Origin of the sequence: Streptomyces sp. NPDC090741 (assembly GCF_044769045.1) — a bacterium.
Taxonomy (GTDB): Bacteria; Actinomycetota; Actinomycetes; order Streptomycetales; family Streptomycetaceae; genus Streptomyces.
In genome coordinates, this window is the sequence record NZ_JBIVXF010000001.1 from 840,330 (window position 1) to 859,857 (window position 19,528).

The 19,528-nt window shown below is 71.8% G+C and carries 17 protein-coding genes; 8 read left to right on the top strand and 9 right to left on the bottom strand.

Translation table 11 applies throughout. The features are described from left to right. Positions 1 to 373 precede the first annotated feature (373 nt). A complete protein-coding gene (locus ACIQU4_RS03905) occupies positions 374 to 2,128 on the top strand; it encodes an acetyl/propionyl/methylcrotonyl-CoA carboxylase subunit alpha (RefSeq protein ID WP_403725368.1) in 1,755 nt (584 codons plus the stop codon). 125 nt (positions 2,129 to 2,253) lie between these two features. Here ACIQU4_RS03905 and ACIQU4_RS03910 read toward each other — a convergent pair whose 3' ends face one another. After that, positions 2,254 to 3,210: a DeoR/GlpR family DNA-binding transcription regulator gene (locus ACIQU4_RS03910; protein WP_403725371.1), complete on the bottom strand. Its 957-nt coding sequence runs from the start codon at positions 3,208 to 3,210 to the stop codon at positions 2,254 to 2,256. A 174-nt stretch (positions 3,211 to 3,384) separates the two neighbouring features. Then, positions 3,385 to 4,824: an NAD(P)H-quinone dehydrogenase gene (locus tag ACIQU4_RS03915; RefSeq protein ID WP_403725373.1), complete on the bottom strand. Its 1,440-nt coding sequence runs from the start codon at positions 4,822 to 4,824 to the stop codon at positions 3,385 to 3,387. A gap of 185 nt (positions 4,825 to 5,009) precedes the next feature. On the opposite strand from ACIQU4_RS03915, the gene ACIQU4_RS03920 reads away from it, so the two are divergent. The 3 genes from ACIQU4_RS03920 to ACIQU4_RS03930 all read left to right on the top strand — a co-directional run bounded on the left by ACIQU4_RS03920 (position 5,010) and on the right by ACIQU4_RS03930 (position 8,075). Next, entirely contained in the window at positions 5,010 to 5,447 is a 438-nt protein-coding gene (locus ACIQU4_RS03920; RefSeq protein ID WP_030865395.1) for a gamma-glutamylcyclotransferase, read from the top strand. A 152-nt stretch (positions 5,448 to 5,599) separates the two neighbouring features. Further along, complete coding sequence (locus ACIQU4_RS03925; RefSeq protein ID WP_403725376.1) at positions 5,600 to 6,394, top strand: purine-nucleoside phosphorylase; 795 nt, start codon at positions 5,600 to 5,602, stop codon at positions 6,392 to 6,394. 28 nt (positions 6,395 to 6,422) lie between these two features. Next, positions 6,423 to 8,075 carry a phospho-sugar mutase gene (locus tag ACIQU4_RS03930; protein ID WP_403725379.1) on the top strand — a complete coding sequence of 551 codons (1,653 nt, stop codon included), beginning with the start codon at positions 6,423 to 6,425 and terminating at the stop codon, positions 8,073 to 8,075. 1,382 nt (positions 8,076 to 9,457) lie between these two features. Here ACIQU4_RS03930 and ACIQU4_RS03935 read toward each other — a convergent pair. Genes ACIQU4_RS03935 through afsQ1 form a run of 3 tightly spaced genes read right to left on the bottom strand, consistent with a single transcriptional unit; the run spans position 9,458 to position 12,211 of the window. After that, the gene (locus ACIQU4_RS03935) at positions 9,458 to 10,066 is read right to left on the bottom strand and encodes a hypothetical protein (protein WP_403725381.1); all 609 of its coding nucleotides are present in this window, start codon (positions 10,064 to 10,066) and stop codon (positions 9,458 to 9,460) included. Beyond that, the gene (locus tag ACIQU4_RS03940; RefSeq protein WP_403725991.1) at positions 10,050 to 11,480 is read right to left on the bottom strand and encodes an ATP-binding protein; all 1,431 of its coding nucleotides are present in this window, start codon (positions 11,478 to 11,480) and stop codon (positions 10,050 to 10,052) included. Before ACIQU4_RS03940 ends, ACIQU4_RS03935 begins: the two co-directional genes overlap by 17 nt. 53 nt (positions 11,481 to 11,533) lie before the next feature. Next, complete coding sequence (afsQ1, locus tag ACIQU4_RS03945; protein WP_180291024.1) at positions 11,534 to 12,211, bottom strand: two-component system response regulator AfsQ1; 678 nt, start codon at positions 12,209 to 12,211, stop codon at positions 11,534 to 11,536. Positions 12,212 to 12,400: 189 nt separating this feature from the next. Here afsQ1 and ACIQU4_RS03950 point away from each other — a divergent pair, with 189 nt between their 5' ends. Further along, positions 12,401 to 13,105 carry a SigE family RNA polymerase sigma factor gene (locus ACIQU4_RS03950; RefSeq protein ID WP_403725385.1) on the top strand — a complete coding sequence of 235 codons (705 nt, stop codon included), beginning with the start codon at positions 12,401 to 12,403 and terminating at the stop codon, positions 13,103 to 13,105. Between the two features lie 136 nt (positions 13,106 to 13,241). Here ACIQU4_RS03950 and ACIQU4_RS03955 read toward each other — a convergent pair whose 3' ends face one another. After that, positions 13,242 to 13,940 (bottom strand): uridine kinase, encoded by a 699-nt coding sequence (locus ACIQU4_RS03955; RefSeq protein ID WP_403725993.1) that lies wholly within the window; start codon positions 13,938 to 13,940, stop codon positions 13,242 to 13,244. Positions 13,941 to 13,994: 54 nt separating this feature from the next. Here ACIQU4_RS03955 and ACIQU4_RS03960 point away from each other — a divergent pair, with 54 nt between their 5' ends. After that, a complete protein-coding gene (locus tag ACIQU4_RS03960) occupies positions 13,995 to 14,357 on the top strand; it encodes a hypothetical protein (protein WP_403725388.1) in 363 nt (120 codons plus the stop codon). Between the two features lie 89 nt (positions 14,358 to 14,446). On the opposite strand, the gene ACIQU4_RS03965 is transcribed toward ACIQU4_RS03960, so the two are convergent. Genes ACIQU4_RS03965 through deoC form a run of 3 tightly spaced genes read right to left on the bottom strand, consistent with a single transcriptional unit; the run spans position 14,447 to position 17,737 of the window. Next, positions 14,447 to 15,340, bottom strand: a complete 894-nt coding sequence (locus tag ACIQU4_RS03965) for an aldehyde dehydrogenase family protein (RefSeq protein WP_403725391.1) — start codon at positions 15,338 to 15,340, stop codon at positions 14,447 to 14,449. Beyond that, entirely contained in the window at positions 15,333 to 16,769 is a 1,437-nt protein-coding gene (locus tag ACIQU4_RS03970) for an aldehyde dehydrogenase family protein (protein WP_403725395.1), read from the bottom strand. Before ACIQU4_RS03970 ends, ACIQU4_RS03965 begins: the two co-directional genes overlap by 8 nt. 5 nt (positions 16,770 to 16,774) lie before the next feature. Then, the gene (gene deoC, locus ACIQU4_RS03975; protein WP_403725994.1) at positions 16,775 to 17,737 is read right to left on the bottom strand and encodes a deoxyribose-phosphate aldolase; all 963 of its coding nucleotides are present in this window, start codon (positions 17,735 to 17,737) and stop codon (positions 16,775 to 16,777) included. Between the two features lie 295 nt (positions 17,738 to 18,032). Between deoC and ACIQU4_RS03980 the strand changes: the two genes are divergently transcribed. Together ACIQU4_RS03980 and ACIQU4_RS03985 are read left to right on the top strand one after the other, a co-directional pair. Next, complete coding sequence (locus ACIQU4_RS03980) at positions 18,033 to 18,761, top strand: PT domain-containing protein (RefSeq protein WP_403725398.1); 729 nt, start codon at positions 18,033 to 18,035, stop codon at positions 18,759 to 18,761. Positions 18,762 to 18,880: 119 nt separating this feature from the next. Continuing rightward, positions 18,881 to 19,513, top strand: coding sequence for a class F sortase (locus ACIQU4_RS03985; protein WP_403725400.1), 633 nt, complete (start codon positions 18,881 to 18,883; stop codon positions 19,511 to 19,513). The last annotated feature ends 15 nt before the right edge of the window (positions 19,514 to 19,528 follow it).

Consider the following 19,528-nt stretch of genomic DNA (forward strand, 5'->3'; position numbering starts at 1 on the left):
CCCGGCCCCACAGTGACCACAAGCCTGTTCGACGCCCTGGAGGCTACTAACGGGTAAACGTACGGACAAGGGGTCCGGGCAGCTTCGTTACGTGAGGTGCCCGCGCCGGCGATCACGCAAAGAATGTGTGGGCGGTTCGTAGGGACTCGACAAAGAATCACCGGGGCCCGCTGACCGGGGGAACAGAGACCTCGGATGGGTGACGGGGTTACTGTGCAGTCGGGGATCCCCCTGACCTGGGGCGCCACAAGGGCTTTCCTCGCTCGAGGCGGACTCGAATCACACTCCGTGTGGGCAAGGTCACCTCTAGGGAAGGGTCGAAACGCCGTGTGGGCTGTCCCTAAACTCAGCTTGTTTCAAGGAGGGAGCCATCGTGCGCAAGGTGCTCATCGCCAACCGTGGCGAAATCGCTGTCCGCGTTGCTCGGGCCTGCCGGGATGCCGGAATCGCAAGCGTAGCCGTCTACGCCGATCCGGACCGGGACGCTCTGCATGTCCGCGCGGCCGACGAAGCTTTCGCGTTGGGCGGTGACACCCCGGCCGGCAGCTACCTGGACATCTCCAAGGTCCTGCAGGCCGCAGCCGATTCCGGCGCGGACGCCATCCATCCCGGATACGGCTTCCTCTCCGAGAACGCCGAATTCGCGCAGGCCGTCCTCGACGCCGGCCTGACCTGGATCGGCCCGCCCCCGCAGGCCATCCGCGACCTCGGTGACAAGGTCGCCGCCCGTCACATCGCCCAGCGCGCCGGCGCCCCGCTCGTCGCGGGCACCCCGGACCCGGTCTCCGGGGCCGACGAGGTCGTCGCGTTCGCCGAGCAGCACGGCCTGCCGATCGCGATCAAGGCCGCCTTCGGCGGCGGCGGCCGCGGCCTGAAGGTCGCCCGCACGCTCGAAGAGGTCCCCGAGCTCTACGACTCGGCCGTCCGCGAGGCCGTCGCGGCCTTCGGTCGCGGCGAGTGCTTCGTCGAGCGCTACCTCGACAAGCCGCGCCACGTCGAGACGCAGTGCCTGGCCGACTCCCACGGCAACGTGGTCGTCGTCTCCACCCGCGACTGCTCCCTCCAGCGCCGCCACCAGAAGCTGGTCGAGGAAGCCCCCGCGCCGTTCCTGTCGGAGGCTCAGAACGCCGAGCTGTACGCGGCGTCGAAGGCGATCCTGAAGGAGGCCGGCTACGTCGGCGCCGGCACGGTCGAGTTCCTGGTCGGCACGGACGGGACGATCTCCTTCCTGGAGGTCAACACCCGCCTGCAGGTCGAGCACCCGGTCACCGAAGAGGTCACCGGCATCGACCTGGTCCGCGAGATGTTCCGCATCGCCGACGGCGAGGAGCTCGGCTACGGCGACCCGGTCCTGCGCGGGCACTCCTTCGAGTTCCGCATCAACGGCGAGGACCCGGGCCGCGGCTTCCTGCCGGCCCCCGGCACCGTCACCAAGTTCAACGCCCCCTCCGGCCCCGGTGTCCGCCTGGACGCGGGCGTGGAGTCCGGCTCGGTCATCGGCCCGGCCTGGGACTCCCTCCTCGCCAAGCTCATCGTTACGGGTGCCACGCGCGAGCAGGCCCTGCAGCGGGCGGCGCGCGCGCTGGCGGAGTTCGACGTGGAGGGCATGGCCACGGCCATCCCGTTCCACCGCGCGGTCGTCGCCGACCCGGCGTTCACCTCGAACCCCTTCCGGATCCACACCCGCTGGATCGAGACCGAGTTCGTCAACGACATCCCCGCGTTCGCCGCCCCGGCGGCGGAGGACACCGAGGACGAGCCGGGCCGCGAGACGGTCATCGTCGAGGTCGGCGGCAAGCGCCTGGAGGTCTCCCTCCCGTCCTCGCTGGGCATGACGCTGGCCCGCACGGCCGCGGCGGGCGGCGCGAAGCCGAAGCGCCGCGCGGCGAAGAAGTCCGGCCCGGCCGCCTCCGGCGACACGCTGGCGTCCCCGATGCAGGGCACGATCGTCAAGGTCGCGGTCGAGGAGGGCCAGCAGGTCAACGAGGGCGACCTGGTCGTCGTCCTGGAGGCCATGAAGATGGAGCAGCCGCTGAACGCGCACCGCTCCGGCACCATCGTCGGCCTCACCGCCGAAGTCGGCGCCAGCCTCACCTCCGGCGCCACCATCTGTGAGATCAAGGACTGACGTCCTTGAACCGCTGAGGCCCGGAATCCCTACGGGGGTTCCGGGCCTCACGCGTTTCGGGACGCCCCGCCGGACAGCCCGCCGGACACGGCCGGACAGCCCGCCGGACACGCCTGGGGCGTCCGCTAGCGGCGCCGCATGTCCGCGACGCGGGGGCGGTCCCCCGCGGACTGCTGCTCCAGCATCGACGCGGGGGCGCTGCGCAGCTGCCCGGACGGCCCCCCGCGCCGCTGCACCGGCAGCGGGGACTCCCGCCGCGGGCGGCGGCCCGCCATGCCGTCACCCGTACCGCCGGAGGCCACGGCGCCGGCGATCGTGATCTGGACGCCCTGGTCGGCCAGGGCCTGGAGTTCCGTCGCCGCACGGTCGTCGTGCGGTGGCGGCTCGTCCGTGACCAGACGGGTCATCACATCGGTGGGCACCGTCTGGAACATGGTGTCCGTGCCCAGCTTCGTGTGGTCCGCGAGGACCACCACCTCCGCCGCGGCCTGGACCAGGGCCCGGTCCACGCTCGCCGACAGCATGTTGGACGTGGACAGGCCGCGTTCCGCCGTCAGGCCGCTGCCCGACAGGAAGGCCCGGGAGACCCGCAGCCCCTGGAGGGACTGCTCCGCCCCGCTGCCGACCAGCGCGTAGTTGGAGCCGCGGAGGGTGCCGCCCGTCATCACCACCTCCACCCTGTTCGCGTGGGCCAGTGCCTGCGCGACCAGCAGCGAGTTGGTGACGACGGTCAGTCCGGGCACCCGGGCGAGCCGGCGGGCCAGCTCCTGGGTCGTGGTGCCCGCGCCGACGACGACGGCCTCGCCTTCTTCGACGAGGCCGGCCGCTACGTCGGCAATGGCGGTCTTCTCCGCCGTCGCGAGATGGGATTTTTGCGGAAATCCGGACTCCCGCGTGAAACCGCCCGGCAAAACCGCACCGCCGTGTCGGCGGTCGAGGAGTCCTTCGGCCTCCAGTGCCCGCACGTCCCGCCGTACGGTCACTTCGGAGGTCTGGACGACGCGGGCGAGCTCCCGGAGCGATACCGCTCCGTTGGCCCGCACCATTTCGAGAATCAATTGGCGACGTTCTGCAGCGAACACGAAACTGACAGTAACCCCAACGACCGTCTTGTTTCAGCTCCTTGCACCGGAATACCGAAGTTGTCCATAAAACAGGGCGACTAGTGGTATACGCGGCGGGGCGGTTGAATGAACGTCACTCCACCCTCCGCAGGCCCGCCCCAAGTCCCCTCTGACGTGGGGCGGTTACCGCCCTCAGGCCTCGCCGGCGGTCTTCCGCGTGTGCAGCTGGCGCGCCACCTCGGCGATCGAACCCGACAGCGAGGGGTACACCGTGAACGCGTTTGCGATCTGCTCGACGGTCAGGTTGTTGTCGACTGCGATCGAGATGGGGTGGATCAGCTCGCTCGCCCGCGGGGAGACCACCACACCGCCGACCACGATTCCGGTGCCCGGGCGGCAGAACAGCTTCACGAACCCGTCCCGGATGCCCTGCATCTTGGCCCGCGCGTTGCGCAGCAGCGGCAGCTTCACGACACGGGCGTCGATCTTGCCGGAGTCCACATCGGCCTGGGTGTAACCGACAGTGGCGATCTCCGGGTCGGTGAACACGTTCGACGAGACCGTCTTGAGGTTCAGCGGGGCCACCGCGTCGCCGAGGAAGTGGTACATCGCGATGCGGCCCTGCATGGCGGCGACGGAGGCCAGCGCGAAGATCCCGGTCACGTCGCCCGCCGCGTACACGCCGGGCGCGGACGTACGGGAGACCTTGTCGGTCCAGATGTGCCCGGACTCCTTGAGCCGGACCCCGGACTCCTCCAGGTTCATGTCCTTGGTGTTCGGGATCGCGCCGACCGCCATCAGGCAGTGCGTGCCGGTGATGACGCGGCCGTCGGAGAGCGTGACCTCGACCCGGTCGCCGACGCGCTTGGCGGACTCGGCGCGGGAGCGGCCGACGACGTTCATGCCGCGGCGCCGGAAGACGTCCTCCAGCACGGCCGCCGCGTCCGGGTCCTCGCCGGGCAGTACGCGGTCGCGCGAGGAGATCAGCGTCACCCGGGAGCCGAGGGCCTGGTACGCACCGGCGAACTCGGCTCCGGTGACGCCCGAGCCGACCACGATGAGCTCCTCGGGGAGCTCGTCGAGGTCGTAGACCTGGGTCCAGTTCAGGATCCGCTCGCCGTCGGGCATGGCGTCCGGGATCTCGCGGGGGTGGCCGCCGGTCGCGATGAGCACGGCGTCGGCCGTCAGGATCGTCTCGGTGCCGTCGGCGGCGGTGACGATGACGTCGCGCGTGCCGTCGATGCCCTGCGGGCCGCCGAGCTTGCCGCGGCCCCGTACGACGCGGGCGCCGGCCCGGGTGACGGACGCGGTGATGTCGTGCGACTGGGCGAGCGCCAGGCGCTTGACGCGCCGGTTCACCTTGCCGAGGTCCACGCCGACGACGCGCGCGGCCTGCTCGATGTGCGGGGTGTCGTCGGCGACGACGATGCCGAGCTCCTCGTACGACGAGTCGAAGGTCGTCATGACCTCGGCGGTCGCGATGAGGGTCTTGGAAGGTACGCAGTCGGTGAGGACGGACGCGCCACCGAGGCCGTCGCAGTCGACGACGGTCACCTCCGCGCCGAGCTGGGCCCCCACGAGGGCCGCCTCATACCCGCCGGGTCCGCCGCCGATGATCACGATCCGGGTCACGAAAACTCCGCCTCACGTCTACCCGGCCGGCTGCCGCCCCGGCCGGGGCTTCCGGGGGATTCCCCGGGGGATGCATTCCGTGCCCCATTGTCCCGCACGCTTCAAGGTGCTTCTCCCCCGGTCCGGCCATCCGTGAGGACGGCCGGGCACGCGGCCCGCCCCGCCCCTCCCGTACCCTCGACCTCATGTCGCTCTACGCCGCGTACGCCGGCAACCTCGACCCGCGGCTGATGACGCGCCGCGCTCCGCATTCGCCGCTGCGCGGCACGGGCTGGATCAACGACTGGCGGCTGACCTTCGGCGGTGAGCAGATGGGGTGGGAGGGCGCCCTGGCCACGATCGTCGAGGCCCCGCGCCACCAGGTGTTCGTCGCCCTGTACGACATCGCGCCGCTGGACGAGGACTCCATGGACCGGTGGGAGGGCGTCGGGCTCGACATCTACCGCCGGATGCGGATCCGCGTCCACACGCTGGACGGCGAGGAGCCGGCGTGGTGCTACGTGCTGAACGGGTACGAGGGCGGCCTGCCCTCGGCGCGCTACCTCGGCGAGATCGCCGACGCGGCCGAATCGGCGGGGGCCCCGCACGACTACGTGATGGAACTCCGCAAGCGCCCCTGTTAGGGGTCCTCCGGCCTGTTAGGGGTCCTCCGGCAGACGCCCCCTGGGCGGGTGAAGCGCCGGGGGCATTTCGGCGGAAACGACAAGGCAACGATCCGAACACCGTGAGCTGCGCCATCTACGCGCGTAGGCAATGCTCGGCTACGCTCGTCTGCGTGAACGCATCTGTTACCGACCCCTTCGCCGCAGCCGCCCGCCTGCGTGAGCTGACCGGCGCCGAAACCCACGATGTCGCCCTCGTCATGGGCTCCGGCTGGGCCCCCGCCGCAGAGGCGCTGGGCGCGCCCGAGGCCGAATTCCCCGTCACCGATCTGCCGGGCTTCCCGCCCGCCGCCGTCGAGGGCCACGGCGGCAAGATCCGCTCGTACAAGATCGGCGACAAGCGCGCGCTGGTCTTCCTCGGCCGGACCCACTACTACGAGGGCCGCGGCGTCGCCGCCGTCGCCCATGGCGTGCGCACCGCCGTCGCCGCCGGCTGCAAGACCGTCGTCCTGACCAACGGCTGCGGCGGCCTGCGCGAGGGCATGAAGCCCGGCCAGCCCGTACTGATCAGCGACCACCTCAACCTGACGGCCACCTCGCCGATCGTCGGCGCGAACTTCGTGGACCTGACCGACCTGTACTCGCCGCGCCTGCGCGCGATGTGCAAGGAGATCGACGAGACCCTCGAAGAGGGCGTCTACGTCCAGTTCCCCGGCCCGCACTACGAGACCCCGGCCGAGATCAACATGATCCGCGTCATGGGCGCCGACCTGGTCGGCATGTCCACCGTGCTGGAGGCCATCGCCGCCCGCGAGGCCGGCGCCGAGGTGCTCGGCATCTCCCTGGTCACCAACCTGGCGGCGGGCATCTCCGGCGAGCCGCTGAACCACGAAGAGGTGCTCCAGGCCGGCCGCGACTCGGCCGCGCGCATGGGCAAGCTGCTGACGCAGGTCCTCGCCCGCATCTGATCGACGTACGAGAGGTAAGGCGGAAGCAGTGCAGGAACAGGCACAGGACGACCTGATCACCCGGGCGCAGGCCTGGCTGGCGGAGGACCCGGACCCGGAGACGGCGGCCGAGCTGGCCGAGCTCATCGAGGCCGGGGACGTCACGGAGCTCGCGGACCGGTTCTCCGGCACCCTGCAGTTCGGCACGGCCGGACTGCGCGGCGAGATCGGCGCGGGCCCGATGCGGATGAACCGCTCCGTGGTCATCCGGGCCGCGGCCGGCCTCGCGGCCTACCTCAAGGCCCAGGGTCACGCCGGTGGCCTGGTCGTCGTCGGCTACGACGCGCGGTACAAGTCCGCGGACTTCGCCCGCGACACCGCCGCCGTGATGACCGGCGCGGGCCTGCGCGCGGCCGTCCTGCCCCGCCCGCTGCCGACGCCCGTCCTCGCGTACGCCATACGGCACCTGGGTGCCGTCGCCGGCGTCGAGGTGACCGCGAGCCACAACCCGCCCCGGGACAACGGCTACAAGGTCTACCTCGGCGACGGCTCGCAGATCGTCTCCCCCGCGGACGCCGAGATCGCGGCGGAGATCGAGCGCGTGGACACCCTCGCCTCGGTCCCCCGTCCGGAGTCCGGCTGGGAGAACCTCGGCGACGAGGTCCTGGAGGCCTACCTGGCCCGTACGGACGCCGTCCTGACCTCCGGCTCCCCCCGGGGCGTGCGGACCGTCTACACGGCCATGCACGGCGTCGGCAAGGACGTCGTCCTGGCGGCCTTCGCCCGGGCCGGCTTCCCGGAGCCGGTGCTGGTCGCCGAGCAGGCGGAGCCGGACCCGGCCTTCCCGACGGTGGCCTTCCCGAACCCGGAGGAGCCGGGCGCGATGGACCTCGCGTTCGCGACGGCCGCCGAGGCCCAGCCCGACATCGTGATCGCGAACGACCCGGACGCGGACCGCTGCGCGGTGGCCGTCCCCACCGCGGACGGCTGGCGGATGCTCCGCGGCGACGAGGTCGGCGCGCTGCTGGCGGCCCACCTGGTCCACAAGGGCGCCCGCGGCGTCTTCGCCGAGTCCATCGTGTCCTCGTCCCTCCTGGGCCGGATCGCGGAGGCGGCGGGCGTCGGCTACGAGGAGACCCTGACGGGCTTCAAGTGGATCGCCCGCGTCGAGGGCCTGCGGTACGGCTACGAGGAGGCGCTCGGCTACTGCGTCGACCCCGAGGGCGTCCGCGACAAGGACGGCATCACGGCCGCCCTGCTGGTGGCGGAGCTGGCCTCGGAGCTCAAGGAGCAGGGCCGCACGCTGACCGACCTGCTGGACGACCTGGCGATGGCCCACGGCCTGCACCACACCGACCAGCTGTCGGTCCGCGTCTCCGACCTGTCGGTCATCGCCTCGGCGATGGCCGCGCTGCGGGCGGAGCCGCCGGTATCGCTGGCGGGGCTGCGGGTGATCTCGGCGGAGGACCTCAACCAGGGCACGGACAAGCTCCCGCCCACGGACGGCCTGCGCTACCACCTGGAGGGCGACTACAAGGCCCGGGTGATCTGCCGCCCCTCCGGCACCGAGCCCAAGCTCAAGTGCTACCTGGAGGTCGTGGTCCCGGTGTCCGAGGCCTCCGACCTGGCGTCGGCCCGCGTCCGCGGCCAGGAAGTCCTGGACGGGATCAAGAAGGACCTGTCTGCGGCCATGGGCCTCTGATTCCCTCACGCGCCGCTAGCACGGCTCGGCCCTGGCGGGCCTGGCCTTCGCTACGCGCCGCTCGCACGTTCGGCCCTAGCGGGCCTCACCGGCTTCGCGCCGCTGCGCCGGACTCCGTCCGTCGGGCACAGCCCAGGGGCTCCGCCCCTCGCCCGGCCCCCTCAGCTCCGCCTGAGGGGGCCGACGGCGTTACGGGGGCGGGTACGGGGAGCCGTATCCCCCTGGCCCGTCTCAGAGTGGGTTCGGGGGTTTCCCGTCAGTCCCATCGTCGTTCCGGTTCGTGCCGGCCCGTCAAGGGCGCTCCTTCGTCGCGTCGCTACGCGATCGCCTTCGGCGACCCTTGACCGACCGACCCGCCCCGGAAAGACAAGGACTGCCGGGAACCCCCCGAAAGAACGGCACGGACCATCGTCGGAGGAGCGGCCGAGTCAGAGACCAGACGAGGGACCGGGCTCCGGCACGCCGGGCACCCGGGCCCGCAGAGACCGAGATCCCGAACCAGGGGCGCGGCCACCCGCACCCGATGCCGACCAGATCAGCCAGGCGAGCGTCCGGGCGCACCAGATCGCTACGCGCTTCTCTCGTCTCGGCGTCCGGCGGCCGCCTGGGGCCGATACCCGCACCCGATGCCGACCAGAGCCCCCGCCGGGCCACCCAAGCGCACCAGATCGCTACCCGCTCCTCCGGTCTCGGCGTCCGGCGGCCGTCTGGGGCCGATACCCGCAGCTGACGACGACCGGACCGGCCCGGGGAGCCTCCAGGCGCACCAGATCGCTACCCGCTCCTCCGGTCTCGGCGTCCGGCGGCCGTCTAGGGTGTTCGGCCGAGGTCGAGCAGCATCACGTCGTGCAGGGGTGCCCCGGGCCCGGCGGTGGCCGCCGAGCTGACCACGGTCAGCCCCGGACGGCCGCCGGACGCCAAGCCGTGCGGAGCGCGTAGCGATCTGACGCGCCCGGCACTCCGCAGGACGCTCTGGGCGTCGTTTCGTGCGGGTAGGCCGCCCCGGCCCTGGATCAGAGGGAAATGGGCTTGGCTCTCGGCGTGCCTGGCCGCAGAGGGGTCGGCGCGTCGGTGATGCGGCCGCTCCTGCTGCTCGTCCCCGTGACCGTCCTTCTGGGGGCTTCCCGGCAGTCTTTGTCTTTCCGGGGCGGGGCGGGCTGTCAAGGGGCGCCGAAGGCGATCGCGTAGCGACGCGACGAAGGAGCGCCCTTGACGGGCCGGCGCGGCACGGAAGGACAGTGAGACTGGCGGGAAACCCCCAGCCCTCCTCTGATGCCGACCGGCCGGGACCCCGCTCCCCGGTCCGCATCCGCCGGTCGGAGGCCGGCGCAGCGGCGCGAAGCCGGGGAGGCCCTCCAGGGCCGAGCCGTGCGAGCGGCGCGTCAAGAAGGAGTGGGGGTCGGGCGGACCAGTTCGCCCAGGGTGGGGACCGACTCGGGGCGGGAGCGCACGGCTTCCGTGCACTCCCAGGCACGCGGCGGGTCCGCGTCCGGGCCGCCCAGGACCACCGGGCCCGGGCCCGCCGAGACGGCCTCGCTGCCCGCCAGCGTGCACACCACCTGCGACAGCGCCACCGGCGGCAGATCCTCCGGCTTGCGGCTGATGCGTATCGTCCCCGCCGGGTCGCCCGTACGCGCCGGCGCGACCGTCAGCCCGCCCGGAACCCCGGTCGTGAACCCCGCGTCCCGCTCCTGCGACGACGGCTCCCGCTCCAGCGCCTCCAGCAGCGCCTCGGCGACCAGCACCACCGGGTCCCGTACCGGCTTCTTCTCCGGCACCGGCACCACCCGCTCCACGCCGACCAGCTGCGATCCGCAGACCAGCTCCACCGTGGCCCGGAAACCCTGCACCCCGCTCTGCGGCCCCGGCGTATCGCACGACACCCGCGAAGGCGCCGCGCCGACGTCCACCGGCACCGTCGTCGCCCTGATCCCGCAAGCCGAGGTCAGCAGCACCAGCAGTACCGCCCCGGCCCTACGCGTCCGCCTCACCGGCGATCACCTTCCCCACGTCCACCGGCAGCCGCAGCGTGAACAGCGCACCGCCCTTCGGCCCGTTGGCCGCGGTGATGTCACCGCCGTGGATGTGCGCGTTCTCCACTGCGATCGACAGGCCCAGCCCGCTGCCGTCCGACTTCGGCCGCGAGGCGCTCGCCTTGTAGAACCTGTCGAAGACGTGCGGCAGCACCTCCTCCGGAATGCCCGGCCCGTTGTCCTGGACCGCGATCACCAGCCACTCGCCCTCGACGACCACCGACACCCGCACCGGCGAGCCGCCGTGCTTGAGCGCGTTGCCGATCAGGTTGGCGAGGATGACGTCGAGCCGGCGCGGGTCGAGCCGCGCCACGATGCCCCGCTCCGCGTCCAGTTCGACCGCGTCGAGCCACGCCCGCGCGTCGATGCACGCCGTCACCTGGTCGGCGACGTCCACGTCGTCCAGGACCAGCCGAGCCGTCCCCGCGTCGAAGCGGGTGACCTCCATCAGGTTCTCCACCAGGTTGTTCAGCCGCCGGGTCTCGCTGACCACCAGCCCCACCGCCGGAGCGATCATCGGATCGAGGTCGTCGACCTCCTCCTCCAGCACCTCGGCGACCGCCGTCAACGCCGTCAGCGGAGTGCGCAGTTCGTGCGACATGTCCGCGACGAAGCGCCGGCTGGCCTCCTCCCGCGCGCTCATGTCGGCGACCTTCTTCTCCAGCGCCTCCGCCGTCTTGTTGAACGTGTGCGAGAGGTCCGCGAGTTCGTCGGTCCCCGACACGTCGAGCCGGTGGTCCAGCTCGCCCTCGCCGAGCCGCCGCGCCGCGTCCCCCAGCCGCTGTACGGGCTTGAGCACGGTCCGGGCCGCCGCCTGCGCCAGCAGCGCGGACCCGAGCAGCGCCAGCCCCGTCGCGATGGTCAGCGACCAGCCGAGCGCGTTCAGGTCGTCCCGCTCCTGCGCCAGGGACTTGTACATGTAGCCGGTCGGGCCGCCGCCCACGATCCGCGTCCCGCCGACCAGGTACGGATTGCCGCGCGGCTTCGTCCGCTGCCAGTACACGTGGTACTCGGCGTCGTTCGCGGCCGTCGCCTTCTGCCGGTCGTTCACCGCGCGCTGCAGCGAGCCCGGTACGTCGTTCAGCCCGAAGGCGTCGGGGCCGGCCGCGCCGAACACCTTGCGGCCGTCCTTGCGCTCGTCGACCAGCAGCACGCTGTAGCCGGGGCTGCTGCCCGCCATCAGCTCGGCGGTGCGCTGCATCTCCTCGGGCGTCGGGTCGGCGGGCAGCGCTGCGGCCCGGTTCTGCATCTCCTGGCGGAAGTCGCCGAGGGCCGCGTCCTGGGTACGGGTGAGCACGGCCTCGCGGTTGAGCCAGTACGCGATCCCGGACGCGGACACGGCGGCCACCAGCGCGACCAGGGAGAACACCATCAGGAGCCGCAGCCGCAGGCTGGTCCAGCGCCGGCCCGCGAACAGGGCTTTGATCACTGCGGCGAGTCCAGCCGGTAGCCGACACCACGCACGGTCCGGATGAGGGTGGGCGAGGACGGTACTTCCTCGACCTTGGCGCGCAGCCGCTGCACGCAGGCGTCCACGAGCCGGGAGTCGCCGAGGTAGTCGTGCTCCCAGACCAGCCGCAGCAGCTGCTGGCGGGAGAGCGCCTGCCCGGGCCGGCGGCTGAGCTCCAGCAGCAGCCGCAGCTCGGTCGGCGTGAGCTGGAGGTCCTCGCCGTTCTTGGTGACCGTCATCGCCGCCCGGTCGATGACCAGGGAACCGAACACCGCGGAGTCGCTGGCCTCCCGTTCCCCGCGGCGCAGGACGGCCCGGATCCGGGCGTCGAGCACCCGGCCCTGGACGGGCTTGACGACGTAGTCGTCGGCCCCCGACTCCAGGCCCACGACGACATCGATGTCGTCGCTGCGGGCGGTCAGCAGGATGATCGGCAGCTGGTCGGTGCGGCGGATCCGCCGGCACACCTCGAAGCCGTCGATCCCGGGCAGCATGACGTCCAGCACGATCAGGTCCGGCCGCTGCTCGCGCAGCAGTTTCAGGCCGTCCTCGCCCGTCGCCGCGGTGGCCACACGGTGGCCCTGGCGAGACAGGGAGAGTTCGAGGGCCGTGCGGATGGCGTCGTCGTCCTCGATCAGCAACAGGAAAGGCACGGGCTCATTCTGTCCCATCGACCGTTCGGAGTTCGACCGTCGGGCCCACGGGATCGCACGGGGGACCCGCCGGAGCCGCTGTGACAGGTCTGTGACAGTCGGCGGACACCCCGGTTAAGTCGGCCGGGCAGTCTTTTACCAACGAAACCGAGCAGGATCCGAAGCAGACTCCACGACGGGGGGCGCGAGATGAACACGCTGCACAGCATCACCACCAGCGCGGTTGTCACGCGGCTGCACGATGTGAACCGCCGGGCAGGTGTCCGTTCGGTGACGGTCGCCCGTCCGCGGCCGGCGCACACGGTGGCCATCGACGCGAACACGTACCAGTCCGCCGTCCCGGTGCAGCGCACGCCCGAGCTCTCCGCCACCTCGGAGGCCGAGTTCACGGCGTACGTCCAGGAGCGGCGGGCCGCCCTCTACGCGACGGCCTTCCACCTGACCGGTGACCGTTACGAGGCCGAGGACCTGCTCCAGAGCGCACTGTTCTCCACGTACCGCGCCTGGGACCGGATCAGCGACAAGGCCGCCGTCGGCGGGTACCTGCGGCGCACGATGACGAACCTGCACATCAGCGCGTGGCGCCGGCGCAAGCTGAACGAGTACCCGACGGAGGAGCTCCCGGAGACGGCCTCCGACACGGACGCGATGCGGGGTACGGAACTGCGCGCGGTGCTGTGGCAGGCGCTGGCCCGCATCCCGGAGCCGCAGCGCACGATGCTGGTGCTGCGGTACTACGAGGGCCGTACGGACCCGGAGATCGCGGAGATCCTGGGGATCAGCGTCGGCACGGTGAAGTCGAGCATCTGGCGGTCGCTGCGGCGGCTGCGGGACGACGAGGTGCTGAGCTTCGGCCGCGACGAGGCGGAGTCCTTCGAGGAGCTCGTCGCGTAACGCGGCACACCACAGACCATGGGCCAGGGGGCCCGTCCTACGGGGGTGGGACGGGGGCCTGCGGGGGGAGAAGGCGGGATCAGGCGGCCGGGGGTCCGCGTGGTCCCGCCTTCTCGTATTGCTATTTCTCGTACTGCTACGCCGGGGCGGCCGTGCGGTGGCGGCCCGCGGCGCAGGCGGCCAGGCGGCCGAGGGCCTCGTCGCGGGCGCAGGCGTGGGCGCCGAGGGCGGTGTGGCGGGCCACGATGCCCCGCTCCGCCCGCATCAGCCGCCATCCCCTGCGCAGCAGGAACGGCAGCGACTTGCGGCCCTCGCGCAGATCCCGCGCGAGCCTGCGCCGGAACGTCGTCGACGGCCGGCCGCGCAGGCAGATGGCATCGGCCAGCAGCCCCATCTCCTGGCACCGGGCCACGATGTCGGCCGCGAAGATCCCCTCGGCGATGAACAGCGGGGTGCGGGAGATGTCCAGCGTCTCCGTACCCGTACGGGAGGACGTGGCGATGGAGTACACCGGCACCTCGGTACGGCCGCCCGCGCAGAGCTCCCCGATCGCGGCGACCGCGGCCGCGGCGTCCCACGACAGCGGGGAGTCCCAGTCGATGTCGGAACTGCCGTCGACCAGCGGGAGGGTCGGGTCGTCGCCCTCCTTGTAGAAGTCGTCCAGGCGCAGCACCGGCAGCCCGGAACGGGCAGCCAGCCTGGACTTGCCGGAACCCGAAGGCCCGGTCAGCAGGACGACACGCGTAGGCAAAGGAGAGGAGGAGCTCACGGGACACCAGTGTGAACCATTCCCCCGCGCAGGGGATGCCTCCGGTGGCCGGTTGGTATCCAGGATCACACGTCAACTACGCTGCGTGCGCACGCGACTACGACCTCAGGCGGGAACCCCATGGCACGTCACGCAGCCCCCGGTAGCTCCACCCTGCGCTCCGCAGGCATCACACTCTCCATGGCCGGTGCGGCCCTGGCCATGGCCGCCGGTGGCGCCCAGGCCGGTGAGCTCTCGGTTCCGGCGGCCCTCGCGGGGGTCGCCGACCCCATCGCGAACCTCAAGGTGAACCCGCTGGCCCACACCGGCGTGGACCCGCTCGACAACGGCGTGGCCACGCGGGTCGCCGACTTCCCCTCGGTCGGCACGACCATGGTCACGGGGATCCTGACGCAGGGTCCGTCCGTCGGCGAGCTGCCCGGGGCGGCCGCCTCCTCGCTGCTCGGACCGCTGCTGCCGAAGTCGCCGCAGCAGCCGCAGTAGCCGCAGCAGCCGCAGCAGCCCGAGTACGGCGCGAGAAGGCCCCGGCAGCGCGGGGGACGCTGCCGGGGCCGGTTTCGGAGGGGGATCCCTTAGTACGAGGATCCGCCCGAGCCCAGCGAACCCGTCGGGTGCCAGACCGTCTTCGTCTCCAGGAACGCCGTCATGCGCGACGTACCCGGGTCGGCGCTCCAGTCGTCCACAGGCTGTGGACGCAGGACGCGCTTGAGGTTGTCGGCCGCCGCGATCTCCAGCTCCTTGGCCAGCGCCGCGTCGGCACCCGCCAGGTCGATCGCGTTGACGTCCTGGTGGGACGCCAGGTGCGGGCCCATCTCGGCGGCCTTGCCGGACAGGATGTTGACCACGCCGCCCGGCAGGTCGGAGGTGGCCAGCACCTCGCCCAGGGAAAGGGCGGGGAGCGGGGACTTCTCCGAGGTGATCACGACGGCCGTGTTGCCCGTCGCGATGACCGGGGCGATCACCGAGATCAGGCCCAGGAACGAGGAGTCCTGCGGGGCGACGACCGTGACGACGCCCGTCGGCTCCGGGGTGGAGAGGTTGAAGAACGGGCCCGCGACCGGGTTGGCCCCGCCCACGATCTGGCCGATCTTGTCGGTCCAGCCCGCGTACCAGACCCAGCGGTCGATGGCCGCGTCGACGACCGCGGCGGCCTTCGACTTGGACAGGCCCTCGGCCTCGCCGACCTCACGGACGAACTGCTCGCGGCGCCCCTCCAGCATCTCGGCGATGCGGTAGAGGATCTGCCCGCGGTTGTACGCGGTCGCGCCCGACCAGCCGCCGAAGGCCTTGCGGGCCGCGACGACCGCGTCACGCGCGTCCTTGCGGGAGGACAGGGGGGCGTTGGCCAGCCACTTGCCCTTGGAGTCCGTCACCTCGTACACCCGGCCGCTCTCGGAGCGGGGGAACTTGCCCCCGACGTACAGCTTGTAGGTCTTGAAGACGTTCAGACGGGTCGACTCAGACATCGAGGTAGCCCTCCAGGCCGTGGCGACCGCCCTCGCGGCCGAAGCCCGACTCCTTGTAGCCGCCGAAGGGCGAGGTCGGGTCGAACTTGTTGAACGTGTTGGCCCAGACGACGCCCGCGCGGAGCTTGTTCGCGACCGCGAGGATGCGCGAGCCCTTCTCCGTCCAGATGCCGGCGGACAGGCCGTACTGGCTGTTGTTGGCCTTGGCGACGGCCTCGTCGGGCGTACGGAACGTCAGCACGGACAGCACCGGGCCGAAGATCTCGTCGCGGGCGACGGTGTGCGCCTGGGTGACGTTCGTGAAGAGCGTCGGGGCGAACCAGTAGCCGGAGGACGGCAGCTCGCACGCCGGGGACCAGCGCTCGGCGCCCTCGGCCTCGCCGGTCTCCGCGAGCGCGGTGATCCGGGCCAGCTGCTCGGCGGAGTTGATCGCGCCGATGTCGGTGTTCTTGTCGAGCGGGTCGCCCAGGCGCAGGGTGCTCAGGCGGCGCTTGAGGGAGTCCAGCAGCTCGTCGTGGATCGACTCCTGGACCAGCAGGCGCGAGCCCGCGCAGCAGACCTGGCCCTGGTTGAAGAAGATCCCGTTGACGATGCCCTCGACGGCCTGGTCGATGGGGGCGTCGTCGAAGACGATGTTGGCGCCCTTGCCGCCCAGCTCCAGGGTGACCTTCTTGTCCGTACCGGCGATCTGGCGGGCGATGGCCTTGCCGACCGCGGTCGAGCCGGTGAAGGCGACCTTGTTGACGTCCGGGTGCTCGACGAGGGCCGCGCCCGCGTCCCCGTAACCCGTGAGGATGTTGACGACGCCCTTGGGCAGGCCCGCCTGGCGGCAGATGTCCGCGAAGAACAGCGCGGTGAGCGGGGTGGTCTCGGCGGGCTTGAGGACGACCGTGTTGCCGGTGGCGAGTGCCGGGGCGATCTTCCACGCCAGCATCAGCAGCGGGAAGTTCCACGGGATGACCTGGCCGGCCACGCCGAGCGGGCGCGGGTTCGCGCCGTACCCCGCGTGGTCGAGCTTGTCGGCCCAGCCCGCGTAGTAGAAGAAGTGCGCGGCGACGAGCGGGAGGTCCGCGTCGCGGGTCTCCTTGATCGGCTTGCCGTTGTCCAGGGTCTCCAGGACGGCCAGCTCGCGGCTGCGCTCCTGGATGATCCGGGCGATGCGGAAGAGGTACTTGGCGCGCTCGGAGCCGGGCAGCGCGGACCAGGTCGTGAAGGCCTTGCGGGCGGCCTTGACGGCGCGGTCGACGTCTGCGGCGCCGGCCTGGGCGACCTCGGAGAGGACCTCCTCGGACGACGGGGAGACGGTCTTGAAGACCTTGCCGTCGGCGGCGTCGACGAACTCGCCGTCGATGAAGAGCCCGTACGAGGGGGCGATGTCGACGACGGAACGCGACTCGGGGGCCGGTGCGTACTCGAAAAGGGATGCCATGGTGATCAGTCCACCGTCACGTAGTCGGGACCGGAGTAACGGCCGGTGCTCAGCTTCTGGCGCTGCATCAACAGGTCGTTGAGCAGGCTGGAGGCGCCGAAGCGGAACCAGTGGTTGGAGAGCCAGTCCTCGCCCGCGGTCTCGTTGACCAGGACCAGGAACTTGATGGCGTCCTTGGTGGTCCGGATGCCGCCGGCCGGCTTCACGCCGATCTGGATTCCAGTCTGCGCCTTGAAGTCGCGGACGGCTTCGAGCATCAGCAGCGTGTTGGCGGGGGTGGCGTTGACGCCGACCTTGCCGGTGGAGGTCTTGATGAAGTCGGCGCCCGCGAGCATGCCGATCCAGGAGGCCCGGCGGATGTTGTCGTACGTCGACAGCTCGCCGGTCTCGAAGATGACCTTGAGGCGGGCGGCGGTGCCGTCGGGGCGTACGCACGCCTCCTTGATGGCCTTGATCAGCTCGTACGTCTCCAGGTAGCGGCCGGCGAGGAAGGCGCCACGGTCGATGACCATGTCGATCTCGTCGGCGCCCGCGGCGACGGCGTCGTGGGTGTCCGCGAGCTTGACGGGCAGCGCGGCGCGGCCGGCCGGGAAGGCGGTCGCGACGGAGGCCACCTTGACGTCGGCGCCGTTCAGGGCGGCCTTCGCGGTGGCCACCATGTCGGGGTAGACGCAGACCGCGGCGGTCATGGGCGTCGTGCGGTCGGTCGGGTCGGGGTTGACGGCCTTGGCGGAGAGCGCTCGGACCTTGCCCGGGGTGTCCGCACCCTCAAGCGTGGTCAGGTCGATCATCGAAATGGCCAGGTCAATGGCGTACGCCTTGGCCGTGGTCTTGATCGAACGGGTACCGAGCGCGGCCGCGCGGGCCTCCAGGCCGACGGCGTCTACGCCGGGCAGCCCGTACAGGAAGCGGCGCAGCGCGCTGTCGGACGTCGTCACGTCAGCGAATGCGGTGAGGGTGGTGGGCATGGTCACCAGATGAGCATATCTACGCGCGTAGCTGCCTGTCACCCCCCGCGGGCGCACATATGTGCGGGACCGGCCACATCCGGGCGGGGCGGGCATCCGGACCCGGCCCCGGCTGCGGACCGCTGACCTCCGCTTTTGCTGTTGCACGGCGAAGACAGGAACCCGATGGTCCGGTCGAACAAGATCCGTAAATTTCTCTTCAGCAGCCCGCCAGACCTCACCGGATGAAAGCCCGACAGAGAAAACGCGGCATGCGACTCTCCCTTTATCCGCGACACAGCTTCCAGGAGTCGTTATGCGTTCCGCCCTCCGCACCTCGATCGTCACCGCCGCCCTCGCCGGGGCTCTGCTCGCGCCGGCCACGACCGCGCTCGCCGCGACCGCCCCGCAGGCCGCCACCTCGGTCTCGGCGGTGACCACGGTCTCCGCGGCCTCGTCGGACAAGGACCGCTACGACGGCGAGCTCGTTCTCGTCGGCAAGAACCGGATCGCGGTGCTGCGCAACGAGTCCGAGGGCCCCGAGGTCTGGATCCGCGCCGTGGGCGACAACTGGAAGCCGGCCGACGGCTGGGCGGGCCGCGTGCTGGCGAAGCTGGACCTCTCGAACCGCCGCGCGGTGATCGAGGACACCGAGTACACGCTCACCGACGCGGGCGACTACGGGCTCAACGTCCACCGGAAGGGCGAGGGGGCTTCGGACTTCTACCTGCTGCCGAAGGGCGCGCCGACCACCACACCGTCGACCAAGCCGTCGGCCAAGCCCTCCGCCGAGCCGTCCGCGCAGCCGACCGCCAAGTCCCCTGCCACGACCTCCGTCAAGCCGGTCGCCGACGTGAAGGCACAGACCGGGGCGCAGACCGTGGTCGTGCCCAAGGGCGGGGTGGCCGCCGGGGCCGAGTTCGCCGCCGAGGACACCGACAACAGCACCACCGTGGCCGCCGGCGCGGGTCTCGTCGCGATCTTCGCCGGGCTGGGTGTGGCCCTGCTGGCCCGCGGCCGCCGCGCCGCCCGCAGCCGGGGCTGACGGCCCGCAGCCGGGCCTGACCTGCCCGTTCCGACCCGTTCCGACCCGTTCCCTCCCGTTCCTGCCTCCGGCGGGCCACCTCCTCGGTGGCCCGCCGGGCCCGTTTCCCGGAGCACCCCATGGCCCACCGCGTCCGTCCCCTGCTCGCCGTCGCCCTGCTCGGTCCGCTCGCCCTCGCCGCCCTGACCGGCTGCGGCGGCGCACCGGCCGCGCCGGCGCCCCCGCCCGCGCCCCGCATCGCCGCGGCCCCGGCGGCGGCCCCGCCCGCCCCGGCGGCGTCGGCCGCGCCCGCCGCCGCGCTGCCCGCCTCCGAGCCCGTACGGGTACGGATCCCCGCGGCCGGGGTGGACACGGGCCCGCTGCTGAAGCTGGGTCTGGCCGCCGACGGCAGCGTCGAGGTGCCCTCCGTCGCGAACGGGGACCGGATCGGCTGGTACACGAAGGGCGTCACCCCGGGCGAGACCGGACCGGCCGTGCTCATCGGGCACTTCGACACCGCGCGCGGCCCGGCCGTACTGCGCGACGTGGCGAAGATCCACGCCGGGGACGAGATCACCGTCTCCCGGGCGGACGGCAGCTCCGCCGTCTTCCGGGTGCGCGCGCTGGAACAGGTCGACAAGAAGAGCTTCCCGACGGCCAAGGTGTACGGGAACACCGTGCGCCCCGAGCTGCGACTGATCACCTGCGGGGGCGAGATCACCGACGGCCACCGGCCCGACAACATCATCGTGTACGCCGATCTCGTCGGCTGAGACGGCTTGAGGCAG

Coding starts and splice junctions, on each gene's coding strand:
- ACIQU4_RS03920 (WP_030865395.1), top strand. CDS start 5,010: ATGTCGCTCTACGCCGCGTACGCCGGCAACCTCGACCCGCGGCTGATG.
- ACIQU4_RS03940 (WP_403725991.1), bottom strand. CDS start 11,480: ATGGTGTTCTCCCTGGTCGCGCTGGTGGCCGCCGTGTCCGCGTCCGGG.
- ACIQU4_RS03950 (WP_403725385.1), top strand. CDS start 12,401: ATGAACACGCTGCACAGCATCACCACCAGCGCGGTTGTCACGCGGCTG.
- ACIQU4_RS03960 (WP_403725388.1), top strand. CDS start 13,995: ATGGCACGTCACGCAGCCCCCGGTAGCTCCACCCTGCGCTCCGCAGGC.
- ACIQU4_RS03965 (WP_403725391.1), bottom strand. CDS start 15,340: ATGTCTGAGTCGACCCGTCTGAACGTCTTCAAGACCTACAAGCTGTAC.
- ACIQU4_RS03970 (WP_403725395.1), bottom strand. CDS start 16,769: ATGGCATCCCTTTTCGAGTACGCACCGGCCCCCGAGTCGCGTTCCGTC.
- deoC (WP_403725994.1), bottom strand. CDS start 17,737: ATGCCCACCACCCTCACCGCATTCGCTGACGTGACGACGTCCGACAGC.
- ACIQU4_RS03980 (WP_403725398.1), top strand. CDS start 18,033: ATGCGTTCCGCCCTCCGCACCTCGATCGTCACCGCCGCCCTCGCCGGG.
- ACIQU4_RS03985 (WP_403725400.1), top strand. CDS start 18,881: ATGGCCCACCGCGTCCGTCCCCTGCTCGCCGTCGCCCTGCTCGGTCCG.